Raw genomic sequence first — 19,407 nt, 5'->3', positions numbered from 1 at the left:
AGTTTGTGAAAGAGACCAGACGAATCCGCAATTTCTGTAGGACGCTTCTCAAAAAATAGAAACAAAAAGCCCCGCTCAATGGCGGGGCTGTGTGGAATCCGATTACTTCCTGGAACGTGCTGTCACCTTGGGCAGAAATTTTGCTTTAGGCCCCTTGGGTGCTGCCGACTTGATCTTGCCGGTCTGCACCGGGTCCTCGCCGAAGCCGGCCTGATACTCCGTCTGGCCGCAGCGCACGCAATTGTTGAATGGAAATTCAGCCCCGTCGTCTTCGATGTACGGATCAGTCATCTCTTCACCCCTTTTCAAATGCGGGCCGACACCGGCAAACCCTTTTGCCTGAAAAAATATCGACCTCCAAGGCTTTTGAGACTAGCCGGTCATTCCTGGACTTGTGATTCAGATCGCCCGAAGCCCGACGAATGGCCTACAGAAACTAAACACAATGAGGAACCGTTGGTCTCACGCGGCTAAAGATTCCCGGCGACCGGCCGCTGCCCTTTTTCCTACGCAATGAATCTCAAGGAGAGAACATGGAAATCAAAGGATTCCCACCGATGCCTGTTGTAAAGCTCACGGACGAGCAGATCGCCGCTGGTAAAGCCGGGGCGGAGAAATTCAAGGAAAAAGTCGCTTCAGGTGAAATCGTCATCAAGCAGCCGACCGGCCCGAGCCCGTTGCAGCCTGGCGTCATCTACCACCCGGACCCGGTTCAGCCAGTTCAACCAGGCGATACCCCGCCTCTCGTCGCCATCGATACGCCGCTGACCTACGACTCGAAAGGCACCATCCTGCTCAAACCGCAGGGCTGATTGTCAGCAACGAGCCCATTCCGTTGAATGGGCTCACAAGCGCAAACCAATGCTCAGCGCAACTTGACCGCCGTGCCAGTCGCAAACACCACCACCATGCCACCCTTCCCTGCCGGCATGCTGATCTCGAAATCCACCCCGACCACCGCATCCGCCTGCAAGGCCCGCGCGCGCTCCTTGATCTCGTCAGTCGCCTGAACACGCGCCTCCTTCAACGCCCGCTCCAGTGTCTGCGAACGCCCGCCGAAAAAGTCCCGCATGCCCGCGAACATATCGCGTATCACATTCACGCCCTGCACCGACTCGGCACTGACGATGTCCAGATACGCCGTGATCTGCCGGCCTTCGATGGAATGGGTGGTGGAAATGATCATGGAGGTCGTCCTTTTACATGCCGGATAAAACCGCGATTGTAATGCCCTGGCAAAAAGAAGCCGAACCGATCTCTGTGACCAAAAAAATCCGGACGCCAGAATGCACAAAACCCCTGGCTTCTTTCGAAACCAGGGGTTTTGTTTACATCGAATTTGGCGGTGAAGGAGAGATTCGAACTCTCGATACAGTTTCCTGTATACACACTTTCCAGGCGTGCTCCTTAAGCCACTCGGACACTTCACCGTATCTCTTCAAACATGTTCTGTCTGTCGAGGCGCGCTAATGTAGTCGAAAGCTTTTCTGATGGCAAACTTTTTTTCAGAATTTTCATGCGGTTAAGAGAAAAAGTCGCTTCCACCTTCTAGGGGCCATGGCAATCCGGCCAATCTCGGGTGGGCGCAGCCCTTCTATATAGGTGCGCAGGCGTCAGGCGCGGGGCGTGTTGCAGTGCATCGGCCGGTTAACGGTGACTGGCGGGTCAGTCACAGTGCTTTACCTGACCGGCGACGGTGGGTAACGTCTGCCCATCTTTCTTATAAGGAATTGCGCCATGAGCGACCTGATTGCCTACCACCTCGAAGACGGTATCGCGACCCTGACCCTGAGCAACGGCAAGGTCAACGCCATTTCCCCGGACGTGATCGCGGCCTTTAACGCGGCGCTGGATCAGGCGGTGGCGGATCGCGCCATTGTGATCATCACCGGTCAGCCGGGCATTCTCTCTGGCGGCTATGACCTGAAAGTGATGACTGCCGGCCCTAAAGAAGCCGTGTCCCTGGTGACTGCCGGTTCGACCCTGGCCCGTCGCCTGTTGTCGCACCCGTTCCCGGTGATTGTTGCTTGCCCGGGGCATGCCGTCGCCAAGGGTGCATTCATTCTGTTGTCCGCCGATTACCGGATCGGTGTCGACGGCCCGTTCAGCATTGGTCTGAACGAAGTGCAGATCGGCATGACCATGCACCACGCCGGCATCGAGCTGGCCCGTGATCGCCTTCGTCGCTCGGCCTTCCATCGCTCGGTGATCAACGGCGAGATGTTCGATCCGCAAAGCGCAGTGGATGCCGGCTTCCTCGACAAAGTGGTCGCGGCTGAGGAACTGCAAGGCGCTGCCCTCGCCGCTGCGCGTCAGTTGAAGAAGATCAACATGACCGCGCACAAGAACACCAAGCTGAAAGTGCGCAAGGCGCTGCTGGAAACCCTGGACAACGCCATCATCCAGGATCAGGAGCATCTGGGCTGACACCCGGCTCATACCGATTCAGAAAAGCCCGACCGTTGTGTCGGGCTTTTTCTTACGCGACCTGTTGAAAACTCCGCGGCAGCTCTAGGACGCCTCTGACCAACAAGTCGGAAACATGCGCTTAAACATCGCCCATCTCCGGACTCTATAGCGGCAATTGCCGAAAACAGTGCACATCCGTACACTGCGCCACCTTTTGTCCCGATGGGCCTGAAAATGCTGTTTGTGTTTCGTATGTTATTGATGGGCCTGCACTTTATTCTGGCGGGGATCCTCGGAGTGATCCTCGGGCTGTGCCGGCCATTCAATCCGGACAACAGTCGCCTGTGCGCCCGCCTCTATGCGCTGCCAGCGATGTGCATTTTGCGTCTGCGAGTGAAGGCCGACGTCGGCCCGTTGATGAACAAACCCGACAGCTGCGTGATCATCGCCAACCATCAGTCCAACTACGACCTGTTCGTGTTCGGCAACGTGGTGCCACGCCGGACTGTGTGCATCGGCAAAAAGAGCCTGAAGTGGGTGCCGCTGTTCGGGCAGCTGTTCTGGCTGGCGGGCAATGTGTTGATCGATCGTGGGAACGCGCACAAGGCGCGCCAGTCGATGCTGACCACCACCGACACCTTGCAGCACAAAGACACCTCGATCTGGGTGTTCCCGGAAGGCACGCGCAACCTGGGTGAGGAACTGCTGCCATTCAAGAAAGGCGCGTTCCAGATGGCCATTGCCGCCGGGGTGCCGATCGTTCCGGTGTGTGTCAGCAGCTACATCAAGCACATGCGTCTGAATCGCTGGCACAGCGGGAAAATCCTCATACGCTCGCTGCCGGCAATTCCTACCGCCGGCCTGACCATGGACGACATGCCCATGCTCATCACCCAATGCCGCGAGCAGATGCGCGAGTGCATCGAAGCGATGGATCGGCAGCTGCAAGCCGCATGAAAAAAGAAGCCCGCCCTGTGCGGGTTTTCTTTTGCCCGGTGAACTGTGCAGATTTCACTGACTCTCAAGCAGCGACACGGCTAAGCTGAAGCCATGTCTCCCCTGCCATCTGCCAAGAAGAAGTGAATCACCACCATGGGTCGAGTTGTTGCTGCTGCGGTTTACAGCGCCGGTAAGAAAGTCACCAATATTTCCCTCGACGAAGGCGCGGCCTGGGCCGCCAAGACCGGCCACTTCGTCTGGATCGGCCTCGAAGAGCCGAACGCCCAGGAACTCTCCAACCTGCAACGCCAGTTCAACCTGCACGAACTGGCCATCGAAGACGCCCTGGAAAAGCACAGCCGGCCGAAGCTGGAAACCTTTGGCGACGCACTGTTCATCGTCACCTATTCGCCGGTGCGCGAACACGGGATTCTGCAGTTCATCGAAACCCACATCTTTGCCGGCAAGGGCTACATCATCACCGCCCGCAACGGACACTCGGCGTCCTACGCCCACGTCCGCCAACGCTGTGAGGCGCGGCCGCTATTGCTGGAGCACGGGGAAGATTTCGTACTGTATGCGCTGCTGGATTTCGTGATCGAAAACTATCAGCCGGTGGGCGAAGCGATTCACGCCGAGATTGATGAACTGGAACGCAACGTGTTGTGCAGCGCATTGAATGAATACGACATCCAGAAGCTGCACGGCCTGCGTCGCGACGTCCTGCGCCTGCGCCGTTACGCCGCGCCGATGGTGGAAATCGGCGAGGAACTGCAGAAGCTGAGCTTCCCCTTCATCGACAAGAACATGCGCCCGTACTTTCGCGATGTGCAGATCCATGTCACGCGGCAGATGGAAGACCTGACTACGCTGGCCGACATCGCCAGCCAGACCATCGAAATCGGCGTGTTGCTGGAGGCGTCACGCCAGAGCGTGGTGCAGCGCAAATTCGCGGCATGGGCGGCGATTCTGGCGTTCCCGACGGCGGTGGCGGGGATTTACGGGATGAACTTCCAGAACATGCCGGAGCTGAGCTGGCACTACGGCTATTTCGGCGTACTGGGCTTTATCACGGTCGGCTGCGTGAGCCTGTGGGCGAGCTTCAAGAAATCGGGCTGGTTATAAGAAAAAACGCCCCCGTGCAAAACACGGGGGCGCCTGGATTCAAGCAGCGGTCGGCTTGTGCGCCACGAAACGCATCATCCATTCCGCAACAGTGGTGCCGTGGTGCTGATGCTCCAGGCTGGCCACACCCTTGCTGTACACCTGCTCACCCAGCGCTTCCTGACGCAGATCCAGCAGCGCTCGCGAATAGTCGTGAATGAATTCCGGATGCCCCTGGAAGCACAGCACCTGATCGTTGATGTGGTACGCGGCGAACGGGCAGAAATCGCTGGAAGCAATCACTGTGGCGTTTTCCGGCAACGCCGTGACCTGATCCTGGTGGCTGATCAACAGCGTCAGCTCCTCGCGCACCGGGCTCATCCACGGTGCCTTGGCCGCCAGTTTGTAGTTGTGGATGCCGACACCCCAGCCTTGCGTGGCGCGTTCGCTCTTGCCGCCCAGCAGCAGCGCCAGCAACTGATGGCCGAAGCACACGCCGAGCAGTTTGTCGCCGCGCTCATAGCGGTTCAGCAGGTATTGCTTGAGGGTCTGGATCCACGGATCAGTGCCGAACGAGTCGGCCTTGCTGCCGGTGACCAGGTACGCATCGAAAGTCAGGTCATCACTCGGATAATCGCCTTGCATCACGTTGTACACCGTGAACTCGGCGGCAATCGGCTGTTGCGAGAACAGGCGCTGGAACATCTGCCCGTAACCCTGATATTCATCGACCAGTTCCGGACGCAGGATGTCGGTTTCCAGAATGCAGATGCGTAGCGACATAAAAAATACCTGACACGTGATGGGAATAATGCACACCCCAGAGCCTGCCTTGAAACCACCCGGCAAGGCAAGCCCCCGAAATGCGTCCCCGCCCCGTTAGAACAACTCGCCTTTCGCGGCCTTTTCCAACAGCAGCGCAGGCGGTGCGAAACGCTCACCGTACTGCTCCGCCAGGTACTGCGCCCGCGCGACAAAGTCCTTCACGCCATATTGGTTGATGAACTGCAACGCGCCGCCCGTCCAGGCCGCGAAACCGATGCCGAAAATCGAGCCGACGTTGGCGTCCGCCGTCGATGTCAGCACGCCCTCTTCCACACAGCGCACGGTCTCGATGGCCTGCACGAACAACAACCGATCGCGCACATCCTTCGGCGAAATCTGCCCGTCGGCTTTCTCGAAACGGGTTTTCAGTTCGGGCCACAGATGTTTCTGCCCACCCGCCGGGTACTCGTAAAAACCGCCTCCCGCTGCCTTGCCCGGCCGCTTGTATTCGTTGAGCAGCAAGTCAATCACGGCGAACGCCGGGTGCTCAATCAGCGGTTTCCCTTCTGCTTGAAGGTCTTTGGCCGTTTGCTGACGGATATGGCTCATCAGGCTGAGGGAAACTTCGTCAGAGATCGCCAGAGGCCCGACAGGCATGCCGGCCTTGCGCGCTTCAGTCTCGATCATCGGCGCGCTGACGCCCTCACCCAGCATCGCGATGCCTTCATTGGTGAAGGTGCCGAACACCCGCGACGTGAAGAAGCCGCGACTGTCGTTGACCAAAATCGGGGTTTTCTTGATTTGCAGTACGAAATCGAACCCGCGCGCGAGGGTTTCGTCGCTGGTTTGCGCGCCCTTGATGATTTCCACCAGCGGCATTTTTTCCACCGGGCTGAAGAAGTGCAGGCCGATGAACTTGCTTTGATCCGGTACTGCGGTCGCCAGGCCAGTGATGGGCAAGGTCGACGTGTTGGAAGCAATCACCGCGTCAGCCCCGACCACCTGTTGCGCTGCTGCCGAGACCTTGGCCTTGAGTTGACGATCCTCGAACACCGCCTCGATGATCAGATCGCAACCTGCCAGATCGGCGTCACTTTCAGTGGTCTGGATACGCGCCAGCACTGCTTCACGCTGCTGCGCAGTCATCTGCCCGCGAGCAACTTTCTTGTCCAGCAGCGCCGCCGAATGCGCCTTGCCCTTTTCCGCGGCAGCAAGGTTGATGTCCTTGAGCACCACGTCGATCCCGGCCGATGCGCTGACATAGGCGATGCCGGCGCCCATCATGCCCGCGCCGAGGACGCCCACGCGTTTCGTCACATAAGGCGCAAAACTCTGCGGCCGCGAACCGCCGGCATTGATTTCATTGAGCTGGAACCAGAACGTGCCGATCAGGTTTTTCGAGATCTGGCCGGTGGTCAGTTCGGTGAAGTAGCGGGTTTCGATCAGGTGCGCCGTGTCGAAATCCACCTGCGCGCCTTCCACCGCCGCACACAGAATCTTCTCCGGTGCCGGCAACGTGCCCTGGGTTTTAGTGCGCAGGATCGACGGCGCAATCGCCAGCATCTGCGCGACTTTCGGATTGGATGGCGTGCCGCCGGGAATCTGATAACCCTTCACATCCCAACGCTGCACGGCCGCAGGATTGGCCAGAATCCAGGCCCGGGCCTTGGCCAGCAGCTCATCGCGATCCGCCGCCAGCTCATCGATCAACCCGGCGTGCAACGCCTGCTGCGGACGGACTTTCTTGCCTTCGAGCAGATACGGCAAAGCCTTTTCGATGCCAAGCATGCGCACCATGCGCACCACGCCACCGCCGCCCGGCAACAGGCCGAGGGTCACTTCCGGCAAACCGAGTTGCACCGACGCATCGTCCAGCGCCACGCGGTGGTGGCAAGCCAGGCAGATTTCCCAGCCGCCGCCGAGCGCCGCGCCGTTGATCGCTGCGACCACCGGCTTGCCGAGAGTTTCCAGAGTACGCAACTGGCCCTTGAGGGTCAGCACCATGTCGTAGAACGCCTTGGCTTCGGGCTTGCCGACCTTGATCAGTTCATTCAGGTCGCCGCCGGCGAAGAAGGTTTTCTTGGCCGAAGTGATGATCACCCCGGCGATGTCATCTTTTTCCGTCTGTAAACGGGCGACGCTTTCAGCCATGGCTTCGCGGTACACCGCGTTCATGGTGTTGGCGCTCTGGCCCGGCATGTCGATGGTCAGGAGGACGATGCCGTCCTGGCCCTTTTCGTAACGAATGGCTTGGGTCATGACAGGATTCCTTGGGGTCAGAGGCGTTCGATGATGGTGGCGATGCCCATGCCGCCGCCGACGCACAGCGTCGCGAGGCCGTAGCGCAGGCGCCGGGCTTCCAGTTCATCGAGCAAGGTGCCGAGAATCGCGCAGCCGGTGGCGCCCAGCGGGTGGCCCATGGCGATCGAGCCGCCATTGACGTTGACCTTGTCCGGGTCGACGGCCATGTCCTTGATGAATTTCAGCACCACCGAGGCGAACGCCTCGTTGACTTCAAACAGGTCAATGTCCTCCACCCGCAGCCCGGCCTTGGCCAATGCCTTGCGAGTGGCTGGCGCCGGGCCGGTGAGCATGATGGTCGGGTCGGTGCTGGTGACCGCCGTGGCGACAATCCGCGCCCGGGGTTGCAGGCCCAACGCGCGCCCCTTGGCTTCGGAGCCGATCAGCATCAGCGCCGCGCCGTCAACGATCCCCGAGCTGTTGCCCGGCGTGTGCACATGGTTGATCCGCTCGACATGGCTGTAGACCCGCAATGCCGTGGCGTCGAAGCCCATCTGGCCGATCATCTCGAAGCTCGGCTTGAGTTTGCCCAGGCCATCAAGGGTCGACTCGGCGCGAACGAACTCATCGTGATCGAGCAGGATGATGCCGTTCTGATCCTGCACCGGCACCAGCGACTTGCTGAACGAACCGTCGGCCCTGGCGCGAGCGGCTTTCTGCTGCGAGTGCAGCGCGTAGGCATCGACGTCCTGCCGGCTAAAGCCTTCAAGGGTGGCGATCAGGTCGGCGCCGACGCCTTGAGGCGTGAAATGGCTGTGCAAGTTGGTCTGCGGGTCCAGCGCCCAGGCGCCGCCGTCGCTGCCCATCGGCACACGGGACATGGATTCGACGCCACCAACCACCACCAGGTCCTCGAACCCGGAGCGCACTTTCATCGCCCCCAGGTTCACCGCTTCCAGCCCCGAGGCGCAGAAACGGTTGATCTGCACGCCCGCAACGCTGACGTCCCAATCGGCCACCTGCACAGCGGTCTTGGCGATGTCCGAGCCCTGATCGCCAATCGGCGTGACGCAGCCGAGCACCACGTCATCGACCTGGCTGGTGTCCAGCGCCGTGCGCGCTTGCAAAGCGGTCAGCAGCCCTGCCACCAGGTTCACCGGTTTAACACTGTGCAGCGAACCGTCGGCCTTGCCCTTGCCACGGGGCGTGCGTAACGCGTCGAAAATCAAAGCTTGGGTCATGACGTCCTCGAACCTGTGCGGTGAGTGAAATTCGTGCTGTCACTGTTGTCTTCGCAGGCCATCGATTCAATGACCACAGCGCTCAATGACGTTGACGCGCACGCTCAGACGGACGGTCATCCGTGGCTTGATTAACCGGTTCAGGTGCGCGAGCTGTCTAGCAAACGGGCGGCAAAGAAGCTGGCAATGGGCCTCATGCCTTTTTAATCGCGACGGGTAGCAAATACATACGAAATGGATCTAAGCCAAGCGTGACGCGGGCCCTAAGGTGAAGATGTACGTCGTTGTCGTCGGGTTTTGCCGAGACAGGCGTTCGCTACAGGAAGTGCAGCGCTTGCCGTCATGGATATGCAGGCAGGCATCAGGAAATAACAAAAAAGGCGGTCAAGCCATGTTCAAACAACCGAAAGTACGGCAAGCAGGGCTCATTCTTTTCGCCACGACGCTGTTGTTGATTCTGCCGAACCTGACCAAGGTCATCGGCTGATTCAAGCGGCAGGTATTGTTTATCGCCACTGAAAATGTGACTGGCCCGCTACCCGGGCCAGCATGGCTGTGCCAACCTTTGCGCACTTCCACGACACGGACGGCGATCACTTGAAAACGCTCATTCTGTTCGGGGCCATGCTGCTGAGCATGCCCCTGTCTGCCGCGCAGCTGAACCTGGAGCTGGGCGCGAACAGCCGCACCTGGCAGACCGAGGAATTGCTCAAGCATCCTCAGGTACAAACCCTCACGATCAACAATGACGTGTCCTACAAGAAGGACATGACTTATCGCGCCGTGCCGATGGCCGCGCTGCTGACCGGCATCAAACCGGACGATCACCTGCAAGCCGTAGCGCTGGACGGTTTTGCCGCCGAACTGTCCGCCGCGCCGCTACTGAATAACAAGGGTTCCCGTGCCTGGCTGGCCATCGAGGATCCGGCGCAGCCCTGGCCGCCGCTGTCGGAAGGCAAGCACAGCGCCGGGCCGTTCTATCTGGTGTGGACCGATCCGCAGGCCGGCAATATCAGCCCGGAACAATGGCCGTTCGAAGTGGCGAGCATCAAGCGCATGGCGCCGGTGGCCGAGCGCTTCCCTGCTCTGCTGCCGGATCCTGCATTGAAGGCCGATGACCCGGTGAATCAGGGCTTTGCGCTGTTCCAGAAGAACTGTCTGGCCTGCCATCGCCTGAATGGCGCGGGGGATGCGCAGTTCGGGCCGGATCTGAATATTCCGTACAACCCGACCGAGTACTTCGGCGCGGACTTCCTCAAGCGTTATATCCGCGATCCGCAGAGTCTGCGTCAGTGGCCGCAGGCGAAAATGCCGGGGTTTACCGCCGAAGTGTTGCCGGACGCGGATCTGCAGAAACTGATCGGGTATTTGCAGCACATGGCCGGGCGCAAGGTTGCGCCGGCCAAGTAATCCAATTCCGCCGCTTACTGCTGCTGCACCGAGATGATTGGCGCTGGTGTCGGCGACACCAGCACTTTCGCGTGCATCTGCTCTGAACCGCCGCCCCGGCGCATGCCGCGCACCGGGCAGGCATCCAGATAATCCAGACCCACCGCCAGTTTCAGGTGCCGCTCCGGCCGCGCCAGTTCATTGGTCACGTCAAAGCTGTACCAGGCGTCATCGATCCAGGCTTCGGCCCAGGCGTGGCTGGCCAGATGTTCGCAATCCTCGCTGTACAGATAACCCGACACATAACGTGACGGCACCCCAAGGCTGCGCGCGCAGGCCAGAAACGCGTGAGCGTGATCCTGGCAAACACCCGCCCGACCGGCAAACGCTTCGGCGGCGCTGGTATCGACTTCGGTGGCGCCCGGCTTATAGGTCATGTGCTGGTTCAGCCCATGCATCAGGTCGATCAGTGCATTGCGGTCGCGTCGTTGCTTGCAGGATTTCTCGGCAAACGCCCGCAGCGCCTCGTCAGCTTCGGTGAGCCGGGTGAAACGCAGGAACGGCAGCGCCGACTGGCTCTCGTGCTCCGCTTCGCGCAACTCGTCGATATCGACCTGCCCCCGGGCGCCGATGATGATCGCTTCGTGAGGCTCGTCCATGGTCAGCACGTGCAGGATGTTGCCGAACGGATCGAGCTGGGCGCGCACCGGGCGCGGCAGGTCGAGCTGCCAGCTCAGCACGTGCTGACGCTCGCTGTCGTGGGGCGTCAGGCGCAGGTACTGGATGCTCGCGCGCACCTGATCTTCGTAGTGATAGGTGGTCTCGTGGCTGATGGAAAGTCTCATGCGGCCTCCAGGTAGGAACTGTGAATGGCGTTGCCCAGCTGGCGCACCAGCGGGATGAATTCGGTGAGCCAGGCGTGCAGCCCTTCCTCAAGAATTTCTTGAATGCCGGTGTAACGCAGACGCGCGTCCATTTCCGCCGCCAGTCGTTGCGCAGGACGACCGTTGGCCCCTGGCAGTTGCGCGAGGATCTGGTCGATCTCTTCGGTGCAGGCCCGTAGCGAACGCGGCACGTCGGCGCGCAACAGCAGCAGCTCGGCCACATGCCGGGCGCCCGGCGCATCGCGATAGATCTCGGTGTAGGCCTCGAACGATGACAGCGCCCGCAACAGCGCACTCCACTGATAATAGGCGTGAGCGGTGCCGTCGCTGACTGCTTCCGCCTGATCGCCGGCCATTTCGTAACGCGCATCGAGCAGGCGCAACGTGTTGTCCGCCCGCTCGATAAACGTGCCCAGGCGAATGAAACGAAATGCATCGTTGCGCATGATGGTGCCGTAGGACGCGCCCCGAAACAGGTGCGAACGCTCCTTGATCCACTCGCAGAAACGGCTCATGCCGTAGCGGCTGAGGCCCTGATTGGCGATCCCGCGAATCTCCAGCCAGGTGGCGTTGATGTTCTCCCACATGTCGGCAGTGATTCGCCCGCGCACCGCATGAGCACTGGCCCGCGCCGCGCCGAGGCAGCTGTAGATGCTCGCCGGATTGGCCGCGTCGAGGGCGAAGAAATGCAGCAAGCGCTCGGCATGCAGCTCGCCGTGGCGTTCCAGGTAATCGTCCAGCGTGCCGGTGATCAACAGCGGCATCGCCAGTTCGTGCAGACCGTCGCCACGGCCGTCCTGCGGCATCAGCGACAGCGAATAGCTGACATCGAGCATCCGTGCGAGGTTTTCCGCCCGCTCCAGGTAACGCGACATCCAGTACAGATCCGAGGCAGTTCTACTTAACATGGCAGGCTTCCTTCAATCCTCGACCACCCAGGTGTCCTTGGTTCCACCGCCCTGGGATGAATTCACCACCAGAGAGCCTTCACGCAGGGCGACACGGGTCAAACCGCCGGGTACGACCCGGGTTTCGCGGCCGGACAATACGAACGGGCGCAGGTCGATATGGCGCGGCGCAATGCCGTTTTCGACAAAGGTCGGACAGGTCGACAGCGACAGCGTCGGTTGCGCGATGTACGCGTGGGGCTTGGCCTTGATCCGCTCGCGGAACGCATCGATTTCCGCGGTCGTCGCCGCCGGCCCCACGAGCATTCCGTAACCGCCGGAGCCCTGGGTTTCCTTGACCACCAGATCCGGAAGATTGGCCAGTACATGGGAAAGTTCAGACGGATTGCGGCATTGCCAGGTCGGCACGTTCTTCAGGATCGGCTCTTCGTCGAGGTAGAAACGGATCATCTCGGTAACGAACGGATACACCGATTTGTCATCCGCCACACCGGTGCCGATGGCATTGGCCAGCACCACGTTGCCGGAGCGATACGACGACAGCAGCCCCGGCACGCCGAGCATCGAATCCGGGCGGAACGCCAGCGGATCGAGGAACGCGTCGTCGAGGCGGCGGTAGATCACGTCCACCGCTTTCGGGCCGTCGGTGGTGCGCATGAAGACCTTGTCGTCACGCACGAACAAGTCCGCGCCCTCCACCAGCTCCACGCCCATTTCCCGCGCCAGAAACGCATGCTCGAAAAACGCGCTGTTGAACCGCCCCGGTGTCAGCACCACCACACTCGGGTCGTCGATCGGGCTTGAGCTTTTCAGGGTGTCGAGCAGCAGGTTCGGGTAATGGTCGATCGGGGCGATGCGCTGGGCCGCGAACAGTTCGGGGAACAGGCGCATCATCATCTTGCGGTCTTCGAGCATGTAGCTCACGCCGCTCGGCGTGCGCAGATTGTCCTCGAGCACGTAATACGTGCCGTCGCCGTCGCGCACCAGATCGACGCCGGAGATGTGTGAATAGATATCGCGGTGCAGATCCAGCCCCTGCATCGCCAACTGGTATTGCTCGTTGGCCAGCACCTGCTCGGCAGGAATGATCCCGGCCTTGATGATGCGCTGCTCGTGGTAAAGGTCGGCGAGGAACATGTTCAGCGCCTTGACCCGCTGAATGCAGCCGCGCTCGACGATCCGCCACTCGCTGGCGGGAATGCTGCGCGGAATGGTGTCGAAGGGAATCAGGCGTTCTGTCCCTTGCTCGTCCCCGTAGAGCGTGAAAGTGATCCCGGCACGATGGAACAGCAGATCGGCCTCGCGTCGCCGTTGGGCCAGCAGTTCGTCAGGCGTTTCGGCCAGCCAGCGGGCAAACTCCCGGTAATGCGGGCGAACCTGGCCGCCGGCATCGTACATTTCATCAAAATAGGTGCGGATCATGCCGTACTCCTTGTCACCCCGGACATACAGGCCTTCGCAAGGCCCGTGCCATCGGCATAAACGCTTTGATTTCAATCGGTTGGATATTCACGCCACACGCACCGCACCATTCCTGTGCGGCAAATGCCCCAACCTGATCGCCCCCGCTTCATTGCGACGCAGTCCCGTCGCCTATCACCAGCATAGTCAGAGTTGATTTCACTGCCCGCCGACCGCTGCGGATAATCCGCGCATCCGCTGCAAAAACGTCGCTGACGAAGTACGCAGCCCCACTGATCCGGCTTGCCTCGGCAGCCCTCCCGGCCGTAACCCTGACCGGTTTCCTCTCCTTCCGGTCTTCCCTTTCAGCCACCTTTTCAGGTGGCTTTTTTTTGCGCCGGTTTCTTGTTTCAGGGTTTTGCCATGCGCTTTCGGGGCAGCAGAAACGACAACGGCCGACCCGAAGGTCAGCCGTAGCTCGATGTGTTGCGAGAGTGATCAGTTCAAACGGTGCCGGTTGCGGATCTCCTGTTTCACGCCCCAGCCTTCGATGATGCCGCCCAGGGGCTCGACCACCGCCGAAAAGCCCTGCTCGAAATCGCCAATGTCGTCGTAGGTTGCGTACATCACCTTGCTCAATTCCAGAGACCAGGCGCCGTCGTCGCGCGCACTGACCTGAGCATTGATGGATTCACCGCGAAATTTGCCTGCCGCCCTGCGCGCCCGCTCCTCGTCCGGGAAAATGGCGTAGAACTCGATGGGATGGAATCGGGAAAAATCGAAACCGCCTTCTTTCATGCGGCGCAGCACGCTGCTGCTGATGTCTTCTTGATAGGCTGTGCTCATGAATCGTCCCCCTCGCATAGATGGATAGACTTTCCGTATTCCCTGCACTGGCCCACAGGGCCCGGGTGCTTACGGCAACCGCGTTGCCGGCGGGAAACAAGCATGTAGCTGACAAGACCAGACCTTAGCGATCCGTTCGCTGATCTCGCTTGCAGAGTAGCCCCAAGATAGAGCCGCTGCCAAGGCCTGGTAAGCAATGTAAAGGAAGATTCAGATTGGGGTGATGCTGCGGATTTCGATGCTGTTCTGGGTTTTCAGGCTTTTCACGCCGGCATCGGCGGTGCGCCCTTCCAGATCGTTCAGGTCAAGCTCGGCGGCGACCGGCAGCAACCGTTCCTTGATGAGGCGGGCTGCCCGTTCATGACTGGGGCATTCCTCGCACTCGAAGACTTCGTCGATCGTTTCACCATGATCGTCCACGAAAGTGACTTTCCACTTTGACATCGGAGCCTCCTCGATCAAACCCGCAAATGGGCTTACACCTATCTCGACTTTTGTCAGGATTGATCGTTCAAAAGGTTTACACCGATGCAACATGAAAAAAGCCGAGGCCGGTGTGTTTTCGCACACCGGCCTCGGCTTTTTCTGACCCGCGGACGATCAGTCGTTGCTTGGCTTGTTCACCGCTTGCAGCACGTATTGCGGCAAGGCGAAAGCGCCGATGTGGATTTCCGGGTTGTAGTAGCGGGTGACGATGCCGCTGCCGATGAAGCGCTGTTGCAGCACTTCGCGGCTCAGCTTGCGGTAGGCCGGGTTGGTCGAGCCCCACGCGAAGGTCATCGAACCGCCGATGTAGGTCGGCACGGCCGCCTGATAGAAGTGCCAGTCCGGAAACAGGCTGCGCAGGCGGCCAGCGGTGGTTTTCACTTCTTCGATCTGCATGAACGGCGTGCCGTTCTGGGTCACGAGGATGCCGCCCTCGTTCAGGCAGCGGTGGCAGGCCTGGTAGAAGTTTTCCGAGAACAGCACTTCGCCCGGGCCGATCGGGTCGGTGGAGTCGGAAATGATCACGTCGAACTTTTCGGTGGTGGTCGCGACGAAACGCATGCCGTCGTCGATCACCAGGTTCAGGCGTGGATCGTCGTAGGCGCCCTTGGAGTGGTTCGGCAGGAACTCCTTGCACATGTCGACCACGGTGCCGTCGATTTCGACCATGGTAATGTGCTCGACGCTGGCGTGTTTGGTCACTTCGCGCAGCATGCCGCCGTCGCCGCCGCCGATGATCAGCACGCGCTTGGCGGTGCCGTGGGCAAGGATCGGCACGTGGGTGAGCATTTCGTGGTAGATGAATTCATCGGCTTCGGTGGTCTGGATCACGCCGTCCAGCGCCATCACCCGGCCCATGCGCGGGTTCTGGAAAATCACCAGGTGCTGGTGTTCGGTGCGCACTTCGTGCAGCAGTTTTTCCATGCGAAAACGCTGGCCGTAGCCTTCGTAGAGGGTTTCCAGGTATTCGCTGGTCTTGGTGACGGTCATGGTGAAGTGCTCCGATGAATGCGCGGGCGCCAATCGTCAGGTTCGATTGCCCGGGAAAGGCGCGCATTCTACGTTGCCGAAGATGACAGGTCGAACCTCAGTTCATCGGCCCGACCCAATCAGGGTGCGAACGGTCAGATCCGCACATTGCCCCGCGGCCCGGCAATCGCCCAGATGATCAGGCCCAGCACCGGCAGGAGGATGATCAGCAGCACCCAGAGGATTTTCATCCCGGTCTCGGCGCCACTTTTCAGCACATTGATGATCGCCCAGATGTCGAGCGCAAGAATGATCAGGCCGACCAGGCCGTTGAACGTGGAACCCATGGTGTCGCTCCAGAATAGTGGCATGCACTTTTAGGATAGACGGTCGCGCACAGGGTTCCCTTTTATTGCGTTCAGACGTGAACGGCGACCTTCAGGGCTTCCAGCGACGGCGCGGCGGCAATGCCGACTTCGGCGCACAGTTCCAGCACGCGCGGCACGTCGTTGCCGTAGACCAGCACCACTTGCAGCTCGTCGTCGAGCAACTGGCTGAAGTTCATCAGCGTGTAACCGCCGTTTTCCTTGTTCAGGCTGCTCATCTGCACCTGGATGCGGTTGAGCGCGGTCAGCGCCTCGGTCTTGGCCAGTTGCTTGGGCTTGAGGTTGAAGTCGACGCCCGGGCCGAACGAGGCAACGATCTGCGCGAACAGGTCGGCGTAGGTGTCGGCCTGGAACAGCACGGTCTCCGGCAGGCTGCCGACCACGACCCACTCGCCCAGCGGAATCGGGAAAGTGTCGTCGTAGTTGATGTCCGGGTTGGCGGTCAGAAATGCGTCGGCATCGGCGTAGGCCTGTGCCGCTTCATCAGCGACCTTCAGGATCTCGTCTTCGCCCATGCAGCCGGAGCTGATTTTGCTGATGAGTTCGGCGAGTGCGGCTTTCATGGGGGCGGATCCTGTGGCGAAGGGAATTTTGAGGGCGCGAAGGATAGCGCATTCTCGCCTTCGCCACAGAGCGGGTTCCGGCCAGCGGCGTCAGCCCAGCAGTTTTTCCAGCTGCGCGGTGGTGTCCACGGCGCCCATGGTGCGGGCCGCGTCCAGCGCGGTGATGCCGTTGGCATCCTTGGCTTTCGGGTCGGCGCCCTGGTCGATCAGGAAGTCGACGATTTCAACCCGGTTGAACATCGCCGCCATCATCAACGCCGTGCGGCCGTCGAAGGAGGCGCCTTCGATCTGCGCCCCGCCGGCGACCAATGCCTTGACCACGGCCAGGTCACCTTTGAACGCCGCGCCGGCAATCGGGCTCTGGCCGTTGCCGTTGCGTTGTTCCGGATCGGCCTTGTGCTTGAGCAGCACTTGCACCGCGTCCACATGCCCGTAGTAACTGGCGAGCATCAGCAGGGTGTCGCCCTTGCTGTTGGTCAGGTTCACCGGCAGACCGGCAGTGATCAGGCGATCCAGCATCACCGCATCGCCCTCGCGCGCCTTGTTGAATACCTGCTCGGTGAATTCGGCAGCTTCTTCGGGGGTCATCTGGCGGCTTTGGTCGGACATGGGGCAACTCCACTTTCGGTCAATCGGAAAGCCGATAGTTTCCCGAGCGCGGCGATAGCTGTCATCCCCTTTTTTCCAAGACCGCCGATAGCCAATATCAATAACGGAACTTGCCTGCCCGGATGTCTGCAAGGATTTCATCCGAGACCTGCACATAGGTTTCGGTCCCCGGCAGCCAGGCATAAATCGGGTCATCGCCCGTCTGGCCGGGGTCGAAACCTTCGTTTTTCAGGCGGGTTTTCTGGTATTTGAAGGTGCCCGTGGTTTCCATCTTCACCTTGACCCGCAAGAACAGCGGCACCGCGTAGGCCGGCATGCGCTGGCGCGCGAAAGCCAGCAGCTCGGCGAAATCCAGGGTCGCCAAAGACTCGGCCGGGGTGATCGCCGCCATCCCGGCGCGGCCGTTGGTGTTGGGGATTTCCACGCCATAGGCCACCGCTTCGGAAATGTGCGGGTGCTGGAGCAGCAGATTTTCGACCTCGGTGGTCGAGACGTTCTCGCCCTTCCAGCGGTAAGTGTCACCGAGGCGATCAACAAACTGCGCGTGACCGAAACCGATGTTGCGCAGCAGATCGCCGGTGTTGAAGAAGTGATCGCCCTTGGTGAACACGTCCTGCAGCACGACCTTGGCGGTTTTCTGCGGATCGGTGTAGCCATCCAGCGGCGCCTTGTCATCGATACGCGCCAGCAACAGGCCCCGCTCGCCCCGGCCGACCTTGCGCATGAATCCGTCATCGCCGCGAATCGGTTCGCCGCTGTCCTGGTCGTAGGCCACCAGTTCCCAGGCCATCAGCGAGAAACCGATGGTGTTGTCGAAATTGAGGATGTTGGTGAAGCCGATATTGCCGTCGCTGGCCGCGTACAGCTCGCAAATGTGATCCACGCCGAAGCGGGTCTTGAACTCGGCCCACGCGCCGGGCCGCAGACCGTTGCCGATCATCTTGCGCACGTCGTGACGGCTGTCGTCGGTGCTGAGCGGCTGATCCACCAGATACCGGCACAACTCGCCGACGTAACCGATGGTGGTTGCGCGATAGCGGCGCACATCGCTCCAGAACTGCCGGGCGCTGAATTTGCGGCGGATGGCGAAACCCGACGCGCCATTGACTGCCGAACCCCAGCACACGCAAAGCCCGGTGGCGTGGTACAGCGGCAAGGTGCAATAGACGATGTCGTCCGGACGCATGTCGAGGGCGATCATGCCGAAGCTCGCCGAGCTGCGCATCCAGCGTCCGTGCTTGAACACGCCGGCCTTGGGCAAACCGGTGGTGCCTGAGGTGTAGATATAGAAACAGGGATCGTCGAAGAAAATCTGCCGGCTGCTGGCCGGGTTGTCGCCCGAGGCGTCGGCACTGGCGCTGATCAGGTTGATGTAGCCCTCGGGCGCGATGCCCGGATGGCTGAAGGTATCCTGATCGGCGACAAACCAGGCGCGCGCTGCCGGGATCGACACTTGCTCGCGTACCGCCGCAAACGCCGGCAGCAATTCTTCACCGACCACAATCGCCGCCGGTGTCACCAGATTGATGCTGTGGATCAGCGTATCGCGGGTCTGCGAGGTATTGAGCAGCGCGCTGACGGCGCCGACTTTGGCCAGCGCCAGAATCGTCACCAGCAGTTCCGGACGGTTCTCGATGAACACCGCCACCACATCGCCCTTGCCGATGCCCTGCCCGATCAAATAGTGGGCGATGCGATTGGCCCACTGGTTGACCTGTGAATAACTCAGCACCACCTCGCCCGACAGCAGCGCGGGGCCTTCGGGATTGCGCAGGGTCGCTTGCTCGAATGTCCAGCCCAGGCCACAGGTTTGGGTCGGATCCTTGACGTTGGCCACCTTCATGCCTTTCACCACCCGGGGGATGGCTTTGGCAATCATCGGCAGTTTGCGGAGCATCATGCCCCAGGTAATCGTGTCGCTCGGCGCGTGGCGCATGGCAGCTCCCGTTCGACCTTGACGTGCAGGCCGGATTTTTATTGTCGGGCAATCGGGTGAGGCAACCGGCGCTTCTTAAGCGAGGGTCGAGGCCGAAAATACGTCAGGGCTTCGCGGACTGTACACGCGGTTTTTGCAATGTTTTGTATCCGCCAGCGCTACAAGGCGAAGGGGATTGCGGCCCGCCGGAATGGTTCCATCGGATCGACAGCGATCCCGCAAAATGCAGGATGCACGATGGCCATTCATGCAGATTGCACGACAGCCTAAACGAACCAATTTTATAACTTATTGATTTATAACGATTTTTAAAAACATAAATACTGGCACA

Annotated in this window: 20 protein-coding genes and 1 tRNA gene; 5 read left to right on the top strand and 16 right to left on the bottom strand. The window is 60.4% G+C overall.

The window, feature by feature from the left end; genetic code table 11:
* Positions 1-102 precede the first annotated feature (102 nt).
* Complete coding sequence (locus M5G18_RS26650; protein WP_102718270.1) at positions 103-291, bottom strand: hypothetical protein; 189 nt, start codon at positions 289-291, stop codon at positions 103-105.
* 242 nt (positions 292-533) lie between these two features.
* Between M5G18_RS26650 and M5G18_RS26645 the strand changes: the two genes are divergently transcribed.
* The gene (locus M5G18_RS26645; protein WP_273900153.1) at positions 534-812 is read left to right on the top strand and encodes a hypothetical protein; all 279 of its coding nucleotides are present in this window, start codon (positions 534-536) and stop codon (positions 810-812) included.
* Between the two features lie 53 nt (positions 813-865).
* Here M5G18_RS26645 and M5G18_RS26640 read toward each other — a convergent pair whose 3' ends face one another.
* The gene (locus M5G18_RS26640; RefSeq protein WP_007959944.1) at positions 866-1,186 is read right to left on the bottom strand and encodes a YbjQ family protein; all 321 of its coding nucleotides are present in this window, start codon (positions 1,184-1,186) and stop codon (positions 866-868) included.
* 154 nt (positions 1,187-1,340) lie between these two features.
* A tRNA-Ser gene (locus tag M5G18_RS26635) sits at positions 1,341-1,430 on the bottom strand.
* 307 nt (positions 1,431-1,737) lie between these two features.
* On the opposite strand from M5G18_RS26635, the gene M5G18_RS26630 reads away from it, so the two are divergent.
* The 3 genes from M5G18_RS26630 to M5G18_RS26620 all read left to right on the top strand — a co-directional run bounded on the left by M5G18_RS26630 (position 1,738) and on the right by M5G18_RS26620 (position 4,473).
* Positions 1,738-2,427 (top strand): crotonase/enoyl-CoA hydratase family protein, encoded by a 690-nt coding sequence (locus M5G18_RS26630; RefSeq protein WP_011333225.1) that lies wholly within the window; start codon positions 1,738-1,740, stop codon positions 2,425-2,427.
* Between the two features lie 216 nt (positions 2,428-2,643).
* Positions 2,644-3,366, top strand: coding sequence for a 1-acylglycerol-3-phosphate O-acyltransferase (locus M5G18_RS26625; RefSeq protein WP_273900154.1), 723 nt, complete (start codon positions 2,644-2,646; stop codon positions 3,364-3,366).
* 135 nt (positions 3,367-3,501) lie between these two features.
* A complete protein-coding gene (locus M5G18_RS26620) occupies positions 3,502-4,473 on the top strand; it encodes a magnesium and cobalt transport protein CorA (protein ID WP_207985505.1) in 972 nt (323 codons plus the stop codon).
* Between the two features lie 39 nt (positions 4,474-4,512).
* Here M5G18_RS26620 and M5G18_RS26615 read toward each other — a convergent pair whose 3' ends face one another.
* From M5G18_RS26615 to M5G18_RS26605, 3 genes are all read right to left on the bottom strand, one after another.
* A complete protein-coding gene (locus M5G18_RS26615) occupies positions 4,513-5,235 on the bottom strand; it encodes an amidotransferase (RefSeq protein ID WP_085608794.1) in 723 nt (240 codons plus the stop codon).
* Positions 5,236-5,331: 96 nt separating this feature from the next.
* Entirely contained in the window at positions 5,332-7,476 is a 2,145-nt protein-coding gene (locus tag M5G18_RS26610; protein WP_273900155.1) for a 3-hydroxyacyl-CoA dehydrogenase NAD-binding domain-containing protein, read from the bottom strand.
* Between the two features lie 17 nt (positions 7,477-7,493).
* Positions 7,494-8,699 (bottom strand): acetyl-CoA C-acetyltransferase, encoded by a 1,206-nt coding sequence (locus tag M5G18_RS26605; protein ID WP_273900158.1) that lies wholly within the window; start codon positions 8,697-8,699, stop codon positions 7,494-7,496.
* Between the two features lie 549 nt (positions 8,700-9,248).
* Between M5G18_RS26605 and M5G18_RS26600 the strand changes: the two genes are divergently transcribed.
* A complete protein-coding gene (locus M5G18_RS26600) occupies positions 9,249-10,109 on the top strand; it encodes a c-type cytochrome (RefSeq protein ID WP_273900159.1) in 861 nt (286 codons plus the stop codon).
* Positions 10,110-10,123: 14 nt separating this feature from the next.
* Here the strand turns inward: M5G18_RS26600 and M5G18_RS26595 are convergent, their stop codons facing one another.
* From M5G18_RS26595 to M5G18_RS26550, 10 genes are all read right to left on the bottom strand, one after another.
* Positions 10,124-10,933 carry a transglutaminase family protein gene (locus M5G18_RS26595; RefSeq protein ID WP_007959971.1) on the bottom strand — a complete coding sequence of 270 codons (810 nt, stop codon included), beginning with the start codon at positions 10,931-10,933 and terminating at the stop codon, positions 10,124-10,126.
* Positions 10,930-11,880: an alpha-E domain-containing protein gene (locus M5G18_RS26590; RefSeq protein ID WP_007959974.1), complete on the bottom strand. Its 951-nt coding sequence runs from the start codon at positions 11,878-11,880 to the stop codon at positions 10,930-10,932. The genes M5G18_RS26595 and M5G18_RS26590 overlap by 4 nt, the downstream gene beginning before the upstream one ends.
* 12 nt (positions 11,881-11,892) lie before the next feature.
* On the bottom strand, positions 11,893-13,302 hold the full coding sequence (locus tag M5G18_RS26585; RefSeq protein ID WP_085690507.1) for a circularly permuted type 2 ATP-grasp protein: 1,410 nt from the start codon (positions 13,300-13,302) through the stop codon (positions 11,893-11,895).
* 477 nt (positions 13,303-13,779) lie between these two features.
* Positions 13,780-14,127 carry a ribonuclease E inhibitor RraB gene (locus tag M5G18_RS26580; protein ID WP_007959978.1) on the bottom strand — a complete coding sequence of 116 codons (348 nt, stop codon included), beginning with the start codon at positions 14,125-14,127 and terminating at the stop codon, positions 13,780-13,782.
* Positions 14,128-14,337: 210 nt separating this feature from the next.
* The gene (locus M5G18_RS26575) at positions 14,338-14,571 is read right to left on the bottom strand and encodes a hypothetical protein (RefSeq protein WP_007959980.1); all 234 of its coding nucleotides are present in this window, start codon (positions 14,569-14,571) and stop codon (positions 14,338-14,340) included.
* 156 nt (positions 14,572-14,727) lie between these two features.
* Complete coding sequence (gene speE / locus M5G18_RS26570; protein WP_007959983.1) at positions 14,728-15,603, bottom strand: polyamine aminopropyltransferase; 876 nt, start codon at positions 15,601-15,603, stop codon at positions 14,728-14,730.
* Between the two features lie 134 nt (positions 15,604-15,737).
* A complete protein-coding gene (locus M5G18_RS26565; RefSeq protein WP_007959984.1) occupies positions 15,738-15,929 on the bottom strand; it encodes a PLDc N-terminal domain-containing protein in 192 nt (63 codons plus the stop codon).
* 71 nt (positions 15,930-16,000) lie between these two features.
* Positions 16,001-16,531: a hypothetical protein gene (locus tag M5G18_RS26560; RefSeq protein WP_262158048.1), complete on the bottom strand. Its 531-nt coding sequence runs from the start codon at positions 16,529-16,531 to the stop codon at positions 16,001-16,003.
* 90 nt (positions 16,532-16,621) lie between these two features.
* Positions 16,622-17,140 carry an ankyrin repeat domain-containing protein gene (locus M5G18_RS26555; protein ID WP_085608799.1) on the bottom strand — a complete coding sequence of 173 codons (519 nt, stop codon included), beginning with the start codon at positions 17,138-17,140 and terminating at the stop codon, positions 16,622-16,624.
* Positions 17,141-17,237: 97 nt separating this feature from the next.
* Positions 17,238-19,076, bottom strand: coding sequence for a long-chain-acyl-CoA synthetase (locus M5G18_RS26550; RefSeq protein WP_273900160.1), 1,839 nt, complete (start codon positions 19,074-19,076; stop codon positions 17,238-17,240).
* Positions 19,077-19,407: the final 331 nt, after the last annotated feature.

Source organism: Pseudomonas aphyarum (genome assembly GCF_028657055.1).
Lineage (GTDB): Bacteria > Pseudomonadota > Gammaproteobacteria > Pseudomonadales > Pseudomonadaceae > Aquipseudomonas > Aquipseudomonas aphyarum.
The sequence above is the reverse complement of the archived record's forward strand: the minus strand, read 5'-3'. Positions and strand labels throughout refer to the sequence as shown.